The sequence below is a fragment of the Actinoallomurus purpureus genome, from assembly GCF_024055795.1.
Classification (GTDB): domain Bacteria; phylum Actinomycetota; class Actinomycetes; order Streptosporangiales; family Streptosporangiaceae; genus Actinoallomurus; species Actinoallomurus purpureus.
Window position 1 is genome coordinate 321,716 of sequence record NZ_JAMXMY010000004.1, and the last position, 14,593, is coordinate 336,308.

General features: G+C 69.8%; 14 protein-coding genes. 7 read left to right on the forward strand and 7 right to left on the reverse strand.

What is annotated here, in order from left to right; translation table 11 throughout:
* Nucleotides 1-20: 20 nt before the first annotated feature.
* The 7 genes from NE236_RS11105 to NE236_RS11135 all read right to left on the reverse strand — a co-directional run bounded on the left by NE236_RS11105 (nucleotide 21) and on the right by NE236_RS11135 (nucleotide 8,250).
* Nucleotides 21-2,093, reverse strand: coding sequence for a PQQ-dependent sugar dehydrogenase (locus NE236_RS11105; protein WP_252841807.1), 2,073 nt, complete (start codon nucleotides 2,091-2,093; stop codon nucleotides 21-23).
* 154 nt (nucleotides 2,094-2,247) lie between these two features.
* A complete protein-coding gene (locus NE236_RS11110; protein WP_252841808.1) occupies nucleotides 2,248-3,057 on the reverse strand; it encodes a sugar phosphate isomerase/epimerase family protein in 810 nt (269 codons plus the stop codon).
* Nucleotides 3,054-4,196, reverse strand: a complete 1,143-nt coding sequence (locus NE236_RS11115; RefSeq protein WP_252841809.1) for a dihydrodipicolinate synthase family protein — start codon at nucleotides 4,194-4,196, stop codon at nucleotides 3,054-3,056. The genes NE236_RS11110 and NE236_RS11115 overlap by 4 nt, the downstream gene beginning before the upstream one ends.
* Complete coding sequence (locus NE236_RS11120) at nucleotides 4,193-5,344, reverse strand: Gfo/Idh/MocA family protein (protein ID WP_252841810.1); 1,152 nt, start codon at nucleotides 5,342-5,344, stop codon at nucleotides 4,193-4,195. The genes NE236_RS11115 and NE236_RS11120 overlap by 4 nt, the downstream gene beginning before the upstream one ends.
* Nucleotides 5,345-5,406: 62 nt before the next feature.
* Nucleotides 5,407-6,201: an ABC transporter ATP-binding protein gene (locus tag NE236_RS11125; protein WP_252841811.1), complete on the reverse strand. Its 795-nt coding sequence runs from the start codon at nucleotides 6,199-6,201 to the stop codon at nucleotides 5,407-5,409.
* Nucleotides 6,202-6,309: 108 nt separating this feature from the next.
* Nucleotides 6,310-7,326 carry an ABC transporter substrate-binding protein gene (locus NE236_RS11130; RefSeq protein WP_252841812.1) on the reverse strand — a complete coding sequence of 339 codons (1,017 nt, stop codon included), beginning with the start codon at nucleotides 7,324-7,326 and terminating at the stop codon, nucleotides 6,310-6,312.
* A 63-nt stretch (nucleotides 7,327-7,389) separates the two neighbouring features.
* Entirely contained in the window at nucleotides 7,390-8,250 is an 861-nt protein-coding gene (locus NE236_RS11135; RefSeq protein WP_372494309.1) for an ABC transporter permease, read from the reverse strand.
* A 156-nt stretch (nucleotides 8,251-8,406) separates the two neighbouring features.
* Here NE236_RS11135 and NE236_RS11140 point away from each other — a divergent pair, with 156 nt between their 5' ends.
* From NE236_RS11140 to NE236_RS11170, 7 genes are all read left to right on the forward strand, one after another.
* Entirely contained in the window at nucleotides 8,407-9,654 is a 1,248-nt protein-coding gene (locus NE236_RS11140) for a LacI family DNA-binding transcriptional regulator (RefSeq protein WP_308209076.1), read from the forward strand.
* A 45-nt stretch (nucleotides 9,655-9,699) separates the two neighbouring features.
* Complete coding sequence (locus tag NE236_RS11145; protein WP_252841814.1) at nucleotides 9,700-10,887, forward strand: helix-turn-helix domain-containing protein; 1,188 nt, start codon at nucleotides 9,700-9,702, stop codon at nucleotides 10,885-10,887.
* Nucleotides 10,888-10,908: 21 nt separating this feature from the next.
* A complete protein-coding gene (locus NE236_RS11150; RefSeq protein ID WP_504915076.1) occupies nucleotides 10,909-11,343 on the forward strand; it encodes a PIN domain-containing protein in 435 nt (144 codons plus the stop codon).
* Between the two features lie 88 nt (nucleotides 11,344-11,431).
* Nucleotides 11,432-11,584, forward strand: a complete 153-nt coding sequence (locus NE236_RS11155) for a hypothetical protein (RefSeq protein WP_252841816.1) — start codon at nucleotides 11,432-11,434, stop codon at nucleotides 11,582-11,584.
* Between the two features lie 592 nt (nucleotides 11,585-12,176).
* Nucleotides 12,177-12,746 (forward strand): hypothetical protein, encoded by a 570-nt coding sequence (locus NE236_RS11160; RefSeq protein ID WP_252841817.1) that lies wholly within the window; start codon nucleotides 12,177-12,179, stop codon nucleotides 12,744-12,746.
* A gap of 46 nt (nucleotides 12,747-12,792) precedes the next feature.
* Nucleotides 12,793-13,932 (forward strand): sensor histidine kinase, encoded by a 1,140-nt coding sequence (locus NE236_RS11165; RefSeq protein ID WP_252841818.1) that lies wholly within the window; start codon nucleotides 12,793-12,795, stop codon nucleotides 13,930-13,932.
* A complete protein-coding gene (locus NE236_RS11170) occupies nucleotides 13,929-14,591 on the forward strand; it encodes a response regulator (protein WP_252841819.1) in 663 nt (220 codons plus the stop codon). Before NE236_RS11165 ends, NE236_RS11170 begins: the two co-directional genes overlap by 4 nt.
* Nucleotides 14,592-14,593 lie beyond the last annotated feature (2 nt).

Consider the following 14,593-nt stretch of genomic DNA (forward strand, 5'->3'; position numbering starts at 1 on the left):
GCGGCGGCCCGAGCCCCCGATCAGTCGGTCACCGCGGTGCCAGTGACCTTGAAGTTGCGGACCCGGCCGGTGTTGTCGAACGATCCGAAACCGACCCGCCCGGAGGCGAAGGTCTTGTCGACCGCCGTCATCCGCGGGTCCTTCGAGTGGTCGAGGTACACCGCGATCTCACCGGTGTCCACGTGCCGGATGATCGTCACGTGGTGCCAGTTCATGTCGGTGATCGACGGAGTGGCGCCGCGCGACCGTACGGGGTCCCACTGGTCCTCGATCCGCAGCCGGTCGGCGTTGTTCACCACGAAGATCCCGTTGTGCGGGTAGATGTCATTGCTCTGCGACAGGTGCGCGTAATAGAACTGCGTGTCGGACTGATAGCCGAACACGACGATCACATCGCGGTTGGAGATGTCCGTCGGAGTGTCGATCCGCACGTCCGCGTCGATCCGCTCGGTGCCGAACTTCGGGCCCTTGGTGAGCACCGCGTACTCGAACGGACGACGCGGACCGGGACGCTCCACGCCGGCCTCGGCCAGGATCGTCTGGTTCCCCTCGAACTTCCACTTCGACGGGGTGACCGGAGCCCAGTTCTTCGCGCCCGCCGTGCCGCCCACGTGGGTGTGGCCGACCGGACCGGAGGCGAAGTGACGCGTGCCGACGACCTTCCAGATCTTGCCGTTCGCCTTGGAGATCAGGTACAGCTCGCCCTTGCTGTCGCGGCCGAAGCGGAGGTCGACCCGCTTGTCGCCGCCGAACTGCTGCATCGTCAGCCGGTTGCCGTTCGTGTCGAACGTCTGCAGCTGGTGGATCGGCGCGCGCGGCCCGCCGCGGCGCATCTGGCTCTGCTCGGTGTAGTAGACGCTGCCGTCGACGAGGTCACCGAAGACGTACTTGCCGTACAGCTCGGGCAGCTTGTGGCCACGGTAGACGTAGCCGCCTGAGATCGCCTTGCCGATGTCGCTGCTGCAGTTCCAGCCGGCCGGCGGGTCGTGGTCGTAGGCGGCCACCGGGTAGTCGTAGCCGTACTTCGCGTCGTCCTCGGGCAGCGTGTACAGGTCGCAGCGGTCGTTCTTCACGAAGGTGAACGGGCCCTCGCGGTTCGGCCAGCCGGCGTTGTCGCCGGCACGGATGTCCCAGACACCCTCGATGGTGTGCTCGCCGATGTGGCCGAGGAACAGCTGGTGGCTGCCGCCGGTGTCCCAGCTGAAGCGGTGCGGGTCGCGGAAGCCGTACGCGTAGGTCTCGCCGATGTCGCCGGACTTGCCGACGAACGGGTTGTCGGCCGGGATGCCGTACTTGCCGTTGGCGCTGTTGGTGCCGTGCGGGTCGATGCGCAGGATCTTGCCCTGCGGGACCGCGAGGTTCTGCGGGTCGGTGTTGCCCGCGGCCTGGCCCTGTCCGCCGTCACCCGCGGCGATGTACAGCTTGCCGTACTCCTTGGATCCGGGCCGGGCGTTCGGGTTGAAGCCGATCTCCTGGATGCCGTGGATCTGCCCGGCGAAGCCGAGCCGCAGCACCTCCCGGTGGGTTCCGTGGAAGGTGTCCGCCGACGGGTCGTCCGCCGTCCACTCGTCGATGACGCCGTGGTAGATGGTGTTCGCCTGCGGCGTCAGGTCCGGGACCTTGGTGGTGCTGGAGGCCAGTTCGCTGTGGACCGTGTAGAACTTGCCGTTCTTCTTGAAATCCGGGTCGAAGGCGACGATGCCGAAGCCCTGGCCGAGGCCGCGACCGGAGAAGAAGTACGGGTCGAAGGCCGCCTTGACGTCGAGGTAGACGTGCGGCTGGCCGTTCTTGACGATGTACAAGTTGCCGTTCAGGTCCGGCACGTACATGCGGCCGGAGCCGTCCGGCACCTCACCGATGAAGTTGATCCGCGCCCAGCGCACCAGGCGGGGGTCGACGGGCGCGGGGGTCGGCTCGGACTTGGGGAACTGGGCGAACTCCTGGAGCACCAGGCCGAGGTCGGAGGTTATCGGACGTTCGGGGATCGGGTCTTTGACGGGTTGGTCTTCGGCTAGCGCGGCTGTCTGCGGCACTGTGAAGAGGGCCGCGAGAACAGCGACGACGGCCAGAAGGCACCATCTGAGCTTCGTCATCCTGCCACCATGGGTCGTAAGGCGGAAAGCGCTTTCTGTAAACGCTTTCCCGAACGTAGATGAGGTTGGAAACAGCGTCAAGACCAAAGATCCGATGCCCTCCGGGGGGTCTGGGGTCTGCTCGGCGAAGGATGCGGTCATGGGCGTGACCAGGTCAGGTCACGTGCTCGGCGAAGCGGTCGAGGCACAGGGCCAGCGCCTCGCCCCCCGGCATCGCCCACAGGTCGTCGTTGAAGATCTCCACTTCGATCGGCCCCGTGTACCCGGACTCGTCCACGGCCGTACGGAACCGGCGCAGCTCGACGCAGCCGTCCCCGAGCATCCCGCGCCCGGTGAGGACCCCCTCGGGCAGTGGAGTGATCCAGTCGGCCACCTGGAACAGCGCGATCCGGTCCTCGGCCCCGGCCCGCGCGATGGCGGCGTACGCCCCCGGGTCCCACCACAGGTGATAGGTGTCGACCATGACGCCGACCTGGGCGGGAGGATGCGGGGCGGCGAGGTCGAGCGCCTGGTCGAGGGTCGACACCACGCACCGGTCGGAGCAGTACATGGGGTGCAGCGGCTCGATCGCCAGCCGCACGCCGTACCTCCCGGCGTACGGGGCGAGTTCGGCCAGTGCCTCGGCCACCCGCTGCCGCGCGCCGTCGAGGTCACGGGAGCCCTCGGGCAGCCCCCCGCTCACCAGCGCCAGGGAAGGGGCCCCGAGCTCGGCGGCCTCCTCGATGGCCTTGCGGTTCTCGGCGATCGCGTCGGCGAGCTGGAAGAAGCCGCCCCGGCACAGCGACGTCACGGTCAGCCCAGCCTCGCGGACCAGCTTGACCGTACGGGCCAGGCCGTACTCGGCGACCGGTTCGCGCCAGAGCCCGACGCCGGTCACCCCGGCCGCGACGCAGCCCTCCACCAGGTCCGGCAGCGGCCAGTACCGCGTCGTCCACTGGTTCAGGCTGAAGCGTTCGAGACTCACGCGGGCACCCCCTGCACGGCCAGCCACGTGCGCATGCGGGTGGCCGCGAACTCCGGGTCGGGCAGCAGGCCGGCCTGGTCGGCGAGCTCGAAGAGCCGGACCAGGTGCGGGACGGAGCGGGCGCTCTCCAGGCCGCCGACCATCCGGAAGTGGGCCTGGTGCCCGGCCAGCCAGGCGAGGAACACCACGCCCGTCTTGTAGTAGTACGTCGGGGTCGCGAAGATGTGCCGGGCCAGCGGCACGGTCGGCGCGAAGATCCGCTCGTACGCCTCCGGGTCTCCGGCGTCGAGCGCGCCGAGGGCGGCCGCCGCGGCGGGGGCGATCGGGTCGAAGATGCCCAGCAGCGCGTCACTGTGCCCCTGGTCGTCGCCGCGGATCAGCTCCGGGTAGTTGAAGTCGTCGCCGGTGTAGAGCCGGACGCCCGCCGGCAGCCGGCGGCGCAGCGCCACCTCACGGCCGGCGTCCAGCAGCGACACCTTGATCCCGTCGACCTCGGCGGCGTGCTCACCGATGATCGCCAGGACGCTCTCGGCCGCCGCGTCCAGGTCGGACGAGCCCCAGTAGCCCTCCAGCGCCGGGTCGAACATCGGGCCGAGCCAGTGCAGGACGGCCGGCCGCGTCACCTGGCCGAGCAGCCGCCCGTACACCTCGGCGTAGTCGTCCGGCCCCGTGGCCGAGGCCGCGAGCTGGCGGCTCGCCATGATGACAGGTGTCCCGCCCGCCGCCTCGATCACGCCGAGCTGCTCCTCGTACGCCGCGGCGATCCCCTCCAGGGGCGCCGGGCCGGGCGGCAGCTGGTCGGTGCCCGCGCCGCAGACGATGCGTCCGCCGCAGGCCCGCGCCTCCGCGCCGCTGCGCTCGATGAGCTCGCGCGTCGTCGGCCAGTCGAGGCCCATGCCGCGCTGCGCGGTGTCCATGGCCTCCGCCACGCCCAGGCCGTACGACCACAGATGGCGGCGGAACGCCAGCGTCGTCTCCCAGTCGACCGTCTCCGGCTCGGCCAGCGGGTCGACGACGACGTGCGCGGCGGCGTACGCGACGCGCGACGTCGCCGGGGCGGCCGGAGGCGGGTAGGCGCGCGGCTCGCCGAGCGTGTACGGGACGACGGAGCCGTCGGCCCGGGGCAGGTCGATCTTCACGTGGTGAGCTCCGGGACCTCGATGCGGCGGCCTTCCTTCCAGGAGCGCAGCCCCAGTTCGGCGAGCTGGACGCCGCGCGCGCCCGCGTAGAAGTCCCACGGGAACGCGCCGTCTTCGGCGACGTGCCGCAGGAACAGCTCCCACTGCGCCTTGAACCCGTTGTCGAACTCGGCGTTGTCCGGCACCTCCTGCCACTGGGCGCGGAAGTCCTCGGTGGCGGGCAGGTCGGGGTTCCACACGGGCTTCGGCGTCATCGACCGGTGCTGAACCCGGCAGCGGCGCAGCCCCGCGACGGCGCTGCCCTCGGTGCCGTCCACCTGGAACTCCACCAGCTCGTCGCGGAACACCCGCGTCGTCCAGGAGGAGTTGATCTGCGCGATGACGCCGCCTTCGAGCTCGAAGATCCCGTACGCCGCGTCGTCCGCCGTCGTGGCGTACGGCTTGCCGGCCTCGTCGACCCGCTCGGGGATGTGGATCGCGCCGAGGGCCTGCACCGAGCGGACGGGCGCGATGACGTCGTCCAGGACGTACCGCCAGTGGCAGAACATGTCGGCGATGATGCCGCCGCCGTCCTCCACCCGGTAGTTCCAGCTCGGGCGCTGCGCCTCCTGCCAGTCGCCCTCGAACACCCAGTACCCGAACTCGCCGCGCACCGACAGGATGCGCCCGAAGAAGCCGCCGTCGACGAGCCGCTTGAGCTTCAGCAGGCCCGGCAGGAACAGCTTGTCCTGCACGACGCCGTGCTTGACGCCGGCCTCGTCGGCGAGCCGCGCGAGCTCGAGCGCCTCCTCCACGTCCTCGGCGAGCGGTTTCTCGGTGTAGATGTGCTTGCCCGCCTCGATGGCCGTACGGACGGCCGGCGCACGGGCGCTGGTGATCTGGGTGTCGAAGTAGATCTCGACGTCGGGCCGGGCGAGGGCCTCGCCGAGGTCGGTGGTCCATTCCGTGAGGCCGTGCCGTTCGGCGATGGCGCGCAGCTTGACCTCGCTGCGGCCGACCAGGACGGGCTCCGGCCACAGCACGGTGCCGTCGGCGGTGGTCAGGCCGCCCTGGTCACGGATCGCCAGAATCGAGCGGACGAGGTGCTGGCGGTACCCCATCCGGCCGGTCACGCCGTTCAGGACGATCCCGATGGGCCTGCGTGCCATCCCTGTGTGTTCCTCTCTGCGGGTTCCGGGGCGGAGCGTGTTCCTTGCCGCGCTCGCCTCGGTCAGTCGGCGGCCGACGCCGCGCCGAGGAGGTCGCGGATGCGGCCGGTGGCGCGGGCGAACTCCGGCTGCGCCATGGTCGCGGCGTAGTCGCGCTCGTCCGGCAGGTCCACATCGATGATCTCGGCGATGGTGCCGGGCCGGTCGGTCATGACGACGATCCGGTTGGCGAGATAGGCGGCCTCCGCGATCGAGTGCGTGACCAGCAGGACGGTCGTGCGGGTCTCCCGCCAGATGCGATTGAGCTCGATGTTCAGCTGTTCACGGGTGAGCGCGTCCAGCGCGCCGAACGGCTCGTCCATCAGCAGGACCGGCGGCTCGTGCAGCAGCGCCCGGCACAGCGCGACCCGCTGCTGCATGCCGCCCGACAGCTCGTGCGGGTAGGCGTCCTCGAACCCGGTGAGCCCGGTCATCGCGATCAGCTCCGCAGTGCGCTCACGGGCCCGGTCGGCGGGCATGCGGCGCATCTCGGCCTGCAGCAGGATGTTGCGCCGAGCGCTGCGCCACTCCAGCAGCGCGGCCCGCTGGAAGACGTACCCGATGTCATGCCGGGGACCCTTCACCGCCTCGTCCCGGACCCGCACCGCGCCGGACGACGGCTTGAGCAGTCCCGCCACCAGCTTGAGCAGCGTCGACTTCCCGCAGCCCGACGGGCCGACGATCGCCACGAACTCGCCCTCCGCCACGTCGAGGGACACGTCGCGCAGCGCCGTGACGTCCTTCTTCTTCATGCGGAACCGTACGGCCACGTCCTCGATCTGGACGGTGCCGCCGCGGCTCGCTTCCTGTTCGGTCACGGGACCAACGGTGCTGTGCTTGTCGGTTCCCTCGCTTCGCTCGGTCACTGGTCCTCGTTCCCGTGTGCTTCCGGGCCCGGCCATCGTCGTCACCCCTTCGGCGGTCGTTCAGCCCTGCGGGGCGTCGGAGGAGTCCCAGTACGCCGACGCCGGCTGCGCCTTGCTGATCAGGCCGGCCGCGGTGAAGACGCCGATGGTCGTCTGCCAGTCGGCCTCGGTGTTGACGCCGGGGGCCTTGCCCTTGGTGGCGTCGGTGTGCAGCAGGCTCAGCGTCGTCTGGAACTGCTGTGTCAGCACCGTCGGCGACGGGAGCTGCTGGGACGCGCCCTGCATCGCCGCGACGGCGTTCGCCGGGTCCTTCTCCGCCGCCGCCCACGCCTCGCTGGTGGCCGCGGACATCCGCTTGACCAGGTCCGCGTCGCTCTTGAGCTTCCGGTCGCCGACGAGCAGACCGTTGGAGTAGTAGTTGAGGCCGAAGTCGGCGAACTTCAGGTACGACACCTGCTTGCCGGACTTGGCGGCCATGGTCGGGCCCTGGTCGTTGGCGTAGCCGATCAGGCCGTCCGTCTTGCCGGAGATGACCGCGGCCATCTTGCCCGCCGGGTCGGTGTTCTGCAGGTGGACGTCCGACTCGCTCAGACCGTTCTTCTTCAGGAACGCCGGGAACGTCCGCGAGGGCGCGTCGCCCGCCGTCGCGGCGATGGTCTTGCCCTTCAGGTCCGCCGGCGTCTTGATCGTCTTGGCCGAGAAGAACTGCACGGAGGCCGGCGTCGTCTGCATGTAGACGCCGATGCTCTTGACCGGCAGCCCCTGGCTCACCCCGGCCAGCAGCGCCGGCGTGTCCGCCCAGCCGAAGTCGGTCTGGCCCGCGCCGGTCGCCTGCACCGTCTTCTGCGAGCCCTGCCCCGCCTTGATCTGCAGGTCGATGCCGTGCTTCTCGAAGATGCCCTGCTTCTTGCCGTAGTAGAACGGCGCGTGCTCGCCGTAGGGGTACCAGTTGAGGGTCAGCGTGACCTTGTCGAGGTCCTTGCCCGAGGCGCTCTTGGACTTGCCGCCCCCTCCCCCGCACGCGGCGGTGACCGCCACGATGGGGACCAGGACGAGGGCGAGGCTGCGCAGTTTCATGAATCGTCTCCGTCGGTAGGTCAGTGCTCCGTCAGCAGGGTCGGCGGGGGCGTACGCCGTGTGTCAGTAGGTGGTGGTCACGGCGGCGCCGCGACGGCTGGCGTGCCACGGCAGGAGCAGCTTCTCGGCGAACTCCACGAGCACGAACAGGACGACGCCGATCAGGGACATGACGATCAGACCGGCGAAGAGCATGGGGGTGTCGAGGTTGCCGTTGGCCTGCTGGATCACGTACCCGAGGCCCTCGTTGGCCCCGACGAACTCGCCGACGACGGCGCCCGTGACGGCGAGCGTCACGGCGACCTTCAGCCCGGAGAACAGGTGCGGCAGCGAGGCCGGGAAGCGGATCTTGGAGAACGTCTGCAGCGGTCCCGCGCCCATCGTCGCCGACAGCTGGATCATCTCCGGGTCGACCGCCTTCAGGCCGGTGACCATCGAGATGACCACGGGGAAGAACGCGATGAGCACGGCGACGACGACCTTCGGGGCGAGTCCGAAGCCGAGCCAGACCACGAGCAGCGGCGCGATCGCGACCTTGGGGATGACCTGCGCGAACAGCAGCACGGGATAGAGCGTCTTCTCGATCGCCGTGGAGTAGACCATGATCACGGCGGCGAGGACGCCGACGATCGTCGCGATGACGAAGCCGAGCAGCGTCTCGTACGTCGTGACCCAGGTGTGGTGCCAGATGTAGCCCCACTTGTCGCTCATCACCTGCAGCGTCTTGGCCGGCGACGGAACGAGGTAGGTCTCGACCAGCTTGGCGGCGGTGATCACCCACCAGGCGACGAGGAGCGCGACGAGCAGGGCGACGGGCCGCCAGGACCGGCCGATCGCGTCGCGGAACCGCTCGCCGGGCCCGGGTCTGTCACGCTCGGCGACTCCGGCCACCGGAACACTGGACGCGGTGCTCTGACTCACCATGAGCTCCTCCGTGCTCGGACCCGCGCTTAGGCTCAGAAAGCGATTTCTGAAAGCGCTTTCTGCTACCGTAGGGACGGCGTACGGTGCGGTCAAGAGGGGTGCCGATCCCGATGTGAGTCGCACACTCGCGACATGCTGGAGCCAGGAGGGCGCACAGTGGGGGAAGAACGACCGGAGCGGCCGAGCAGACGCACACCGGGAACGGCGTCGGCACCGGGCAGCGCGTCTGACGCCGACGCAAGCCGCGACGGCGCCGGCGGAGGCGCGGGAACCGGAAGCGGGGCCGGAAGCGGCGGCGGGGCCGGCGGAGGCGCCGCAGGCGCGGGAACCGGAGGCGCGGGAACCGGAGGCGGCCCGGGAGGCACGGCGGGCGCGCACGTCACGCTGCAGGACGTCGCCCGGCGGGCGGAGGTCTCCCTCGCCACCGCCTCCCGCGTGCTCAACGGCACCACCCAGGTCCGCTCCGACCTGCGCGAACGCGTGCTGGCCGCCGCCTCGGAGCTCGCCTACGCGCCCAACGCGCACGCCCAGGCGCTCGCCCGCGCCTCGAGTCACTCCATCGGCCTCATCTGCCACGACGTCAGCGACCCGTACTTCGCGACCATCGCCCGCGGCGTCACCCGCGCCGCCGCCGAGCACGGGATGCTCGTCATGCTGGCCAGCACGTTCCGCGACCCGGCGCGCGAGGTCGACTACGTCGCGATGCTCCGCGCCCAGCGCGCCCGCGCGATCCTGCTGATCGGCTCCGGATTCGAGGACCGCGCGTGGGAGCGCGCGATGGACGCCGAACTCGACCCGTACCTGCGGACCGGCGGCCGGGTCGCCGTCCTCAGCCGCCACCGCAGCCTGCGCGTCGACACCGTGCAGCCGGAGAACCGCGAGGGCGCTGCCGCGCTCGCCCGCGCCCTGCTCGACCTCGGCCATCGTGAGTTCGCGGTGCTCACCGGGCCGCGTACGCTCACGACCGTGGTCGACCGGCTGGGCGGCTTCCGCGACGCCCTGGCCGAGGCCGGGGTGGCGCTGCCCGACGAGCAGGTCGTCGAGGAGTCGTTCACCCGCGACGGCGGGTACGCCGCCGTCACCGAGCTGCTCCGCCGCGGATCACGGGCGACGTGCGTGTTCGCCCTCACCGACATCATGGCGATCGGCGCGCTCTCCGCCTTCCGCGATCACGGCATCGACGTGCCGGGCCAGGTGTCCCTGGCCGGCTTCGACGACATCCCGATCGTCCGCGATCTCGTCCCGCCGCTGACCACGGTCGCCCTGCCCCTCGAGGAGATGGGCGAGCGCGTCATGCACCTCGCCGTCCGCGAATCCGCCCGCCGCAGCCGCGTCGAACGCATCGCCGGCGAAGTCGTCCTCCGCGCCAGCACCACCGCCCCCCGGGGCCGGAAGGCCGGATGACGGACCCCGTTCGCGACCGGACCGGCGCGATGTCCCACGCCTTCGATGATGGCGACCGCGGGTCGGCGATCTTTAAGAATCGGCGGCCGCCAGGCCGCCTTTTACTCCATCTTTCTGGTGAGCGACCAGGCAGTGTGCGATTATCGCACTATGGATGACAGGTGGTCGTGGCTCGATGTCGGGCAGCGCGTCCGCGAGTCCCGCGTGGCCGCTGGCCTGTCCCAAGAGGACTTGGCCCGAAAGATCGGGCTCGGTCGTACGATGATCGCCAAGATCGAGTCGGGCAAACGCGGCATGGACGCACTGGAGCTCGCCAAGTTCGCCCGGACGCTCGGTGTTCCGCTCGGACACTTCCTGACCCGGCCACCCGAGGTGCTTTCGCATCGAGCGGAGCTCTCCGACGACAACGCCAGCGAGGCGGAAGCCCAGTCTTACCGAATGGACGCGTCGCTTCAGGAGTGGCTGGCCGACATCCGGCAACTGATTACCTTGGGCGTCCTACAGGTACCCGAGCGTCGGGGGTGCCCGGCCTCTGTCGAGGACCATGGATCAGCGCGACGAGTGGCGTTGTGGGTGCGCGCTGAGACCGGCTGGAATCTCGACCCGATCGACTCGCTGATGACCGTCTGTGAATCCATGGGGCAGCTCGTCGCGGTGGTGGAGATACCCGGTGACGGGGCATCCCTGATCGACGGGGAGGTCGGAGCGGCCGTGGTCAGCCGGATCGGCGATCCAGGGCGTCGGCGCACGACTGCGGCGCACGAGTTGGGACACTTCGTCGTCGGCGACGAGTACTCGAACGACCTGGGCGTTCACACTTCCCGCGTCGACCGTGAAAAAATCATCAACAGCTTCGCCGCCGAGCTGCTTCTTCCCCTCTCGGTGGTGAGGGCACAGGCCGTGAGCGGCGTCTGCTCACGGAAAGAATTGATCAAACTGGCGGCCTCATACCGCACCTCATGGACGCTCGCGGTCAGCCAGGCCGTGACCGCCGGCGTCGCGGAGCGCTCGCTGAGCCGGAACACCCCCACGCGGGCGGAGTTCCTCGAAGCCGTCGGCTGGGCACCTCAACCGGATCTCGAATCGGTACGGGTGCCCCCGGTTTTCGCACAGGCGGTTCTCGAGGCATGGCGACAGTCGATGATCACCTCGACTCGTGCGGTCGAGATGATGCGAGGTGAGCTGGAGATCTCCGATCTCCCCGGCCGCGATGAATCCGACGTCGAACCATGACAGAGACCGCACACCACCGATGTGGTCAGGGAAGAGCTACGCACGGGTGCCGAGTCGCATCCGGCGCTCCGCGTGGCTCTGGACCTCGACTGGCTCAAGATCGAAAGACTGGACACCATCCCGGAGCTCACCGGCTTCTACGAATGGGTGAAGCGTCTGGGGTCGGGGGAAAGGAACCTTGGCGAGGCGAGCGTCTTCGCGGCGACCGAACTGCTCGGCGCCATCGCTGTCTCCGATGACCAAGACGCGGTGCGAGTCGGCCGAAAGTTCGGTCTGAAAGTGCACGGGACACTATGGCTCCTGAGCCTTGCCTGCCGGGACGGCAAGCTGACCGAGGTCAATGTCGGGAATCTGATCGATGCGCTGAGAGAAAGCGGCATGCGGCTGCCGTGCAGCGGCAGCGAGTACAGCGGCTGGGCTCGCAGCAAGTCGAACGACCGCAGCACTTGCGGTTGAAACGAAGCTAGCGACAGTTCCTCACTGTGGTGGGTGGCAGACCCTCCACCCGTGGACATTCCACGGACAAATGAGACAGGAGAAACTCATGCCTGACGAGAAGGACACCACCGTTCCCGAGCAGTCCGACAACTCCAGCCAGAGCGGCGACTCGGGCCAGAGCGGCTCCGACAACAACCCTCTGATCGTCGCGAACGCCGACGGGTCCGTGACCCAGTGGCCGCCCGAGCCCCGCAACTAAGGGCTTTCTCCGGGATGTCCCGGGGAAAGCCCTTCTTCCTTGCGCTCAGGGCTGTCGGCGCTGGGGACGATGACGCGTGACGCTAACGAGTAGAAGACCTGTCAGGTCGGCCCCAGTTAGGGCGGTGCGCGCCGCCGGGACCGGCGGCGGCGATGGCCGCCGTACGGACGGGCGCATGGTCATGAGCTTCGGTGATGGCCCCCGAATGAATCACCCATTTGGGAGGCACACCCATGTATTGGGCACCGACGGCACGCCACTGCGTCAGCCGCCGTCCACTGAGACGATAATTTTCTCGCCTGAGCAGAAACCGTGGAAACACACGGGTTCCCCCACGGCAACGCCGTAGTGGATTTTGGATACACTTTTCCGCCCGCCATTCCCGACGAATGCCGTAAGAGCTGCTCAGCGGCCCGCGCGCCGAGTTCTTCCTGCGCCACGACAACCACTGGCTTGACGGATAGCCCTCGGGCACGCGAGGGAGGCGGATCGGTCGTACGGGGGAGGCCGGAAGATGGCTCGCACTGGCGATCCCCTGACGGCCGGGAATCCCGAGGATTGCCTCATAAGCCCACCGTCCTCGGGAGCCACCGTGAACACCACCAGGATCTCCTTCGTCGCCGCACCCGCCCTGATCGGCGCGTACGGCGTGGCCCGCCTGATCGACCGCACGAGCCGCTTCGGCTGGACGTTCGGGCACCTGCTGATGCTCGCCGGTCTCGTCCTGTTCGCCCTGGTCATCGTCGGGCTGCGCCGAGCCGCCCCGGGCCGTACGGCGACCGCGTTCGCCGGCATCGGCCTGATCGGGCTGGCCGCCTCGATCGCGCAGATCGGCATCGACATCGTCGTCGGCCTGCTCGCCCGCGACGCCGCCGACAAGGAGCACATGTTCGACCAGATCCAGCAGGTCCCCGGCGTGATGCCGGTCGTCTACACCATCGTGCCGATCCTGTTCTACGTCGGCCTGCTCGGGCTCACGGTCGTGGCGGCCGTCGTGAACCCGCGGGTCGTCCCCTGGTGGACGCCCGTCCTGATCCTGGCCGGGACGGTCGCCGCAGCGGCGAGCCTGGACTACATTCCCGCGGCCGGTGTCCTCTATGTCCTCGCCCTCACGTCGCCGGCGGTCCGTCGTCCGCACCGCGCCACCCACGCGATCGCGTGACGGCCGGGCACCTCGTACGCAGGCCGGAGGCTGGAAGGATGCCCACGTGAGTGCGCTCAAAGACCGCGTGCCCCCCGGCGTGCGGCCGTACCTCGCGGACGCGGGGGTCGCCCTGCTGGTGCTCGCCGTGCTGTACGCCCCGTTCTTGATCCACCGGCGTGGAGACCCAGGCCCGTTCTCGCCGTGGGCCTGGGTGTTCACGGCGACCACGGCGTTGCCCCTCGTCCTCCGGCGGCGGTTCCCCATCCTCTGCCTGCTGATCATCTACGGGTCGCTGGTCGGATACAACATGGTGAACGACGCGCCGTCGGAGCCGATCGCCTGGGGGATGCTGGTGGCCCTCTACTCGCTCGCCTGGGTGGGACGGCAGTGGCATCGGATCTTCGCCATCGTGCTGATCACCGTGACCAGCCTGGCCACCATGAAGAGCCCGACCACGGCGATGATCGGGCTGCTCACCGGCTCGGGTGCCCTGGTCCTCGGCACGATCGCGCAGCGGCGGGAGCAGCGCCTGCAGAACCTCGCCTACCGTGCCGGCCAGCTCGAACGCGCCAGAGAGGCCGAGGCCGCCCGGGCGGTGGCCACCGAACGGGCCCGCATCGCCCGCGACATGCACGACGTACTGGCCCACGCGGTCAGCCTGATGATCGTCCAGGCCGAGGCAGGGCCGGTCGCCGTCCGCACGATGCCGGACCGCGCGGAGAAGGCGTTCGACGCGATCGCCTCGGCCGGCCGGGACGCGATGACGCAGCTCCGCCGTACGCTCGGCATCCTCAAGGAGGAGCAGGACACCGGCGTACGGGCCCCGCAGCCGACCGTGGCGGCCATCCCCGCCCTGGTGGCCCAGGTCGGGGAGACCGGGCTGGCCGGGTCGTACTCGGTCTCCGGCGATCCGGGCCGGCTGACGGCCGACGCCGAGGTGGCCGCCTTCAGGATCGTGCAGGAGGCCCTCACCAACACGCTCAAGCACGCGGCCGCCACGAAGGTGACGGTCAGCCTCGACTGGGGAGACTCGCTCGTGATCACTGTTCGGGACGACGGGACCGGCGCCGGGACGCTCGGCGGCTCCGGCAACGGGCTGATCGGAATCCGCGAGCGCGCCGCTGCCTGCGGCGGCGCCGCGTCCGCGCACGGCGACGCGGACGGCTTCACCGTCACCGCGACCCTGCCGGTGGTGGCCCCGTGACCGTCAGCATCGTCATCGCCGACGACCAGGAACTCGTGCGCAGCGGCTTCGCCATGATCCTGGACTCCCAACCCGACCTGACGGTGGTGGCCGAGGCCGCCGACGGCGCCGAGGCCGTCGCCGCGGTGACCGAGCACCGGCCCGACGTCGTGCTGCTCGACATCCGGATGCCGCGCATGGACGGCATCGAGGCGGCACGGGAGATCTGCGCCCGAAGCCCCAGCCGCGTGCTCATGCTGACGACGTTCGACCAGGACGACTACGTGTACGACGCGCTGTACGCCGGTGCGAGCGGCTTCCTGCTCAAGGACGTACGCCGCGACGACCTCGTCCACGCCGTCCGGGTCGTCGCGGCCGGCGAGTCCCTGCTGGCGCCGACGGTGACCCGCCGGCTGATCTCCGACCTGACCGCGCGCCGGCCTCGCGCGGCCGCCTCCCCCACGACCGGCCTCGACGCTCTCACAAGCCGGGAGAAGGAGACCCTGGTACTGCTCGGCCGTGGCCTGTCCAACGCCGAGATCGCCACCGCCATGGTCGTCAGCGAGCACACGGTGAAGACCCACGTCAGCAACGTACTCAGCAAGCTCGGCCTGCGGGACCGGGTGCAGGCCGTCATCGCCGCCTACGAGTGCGGCCTCATCGTCGCCGGCTCACCGTGAGC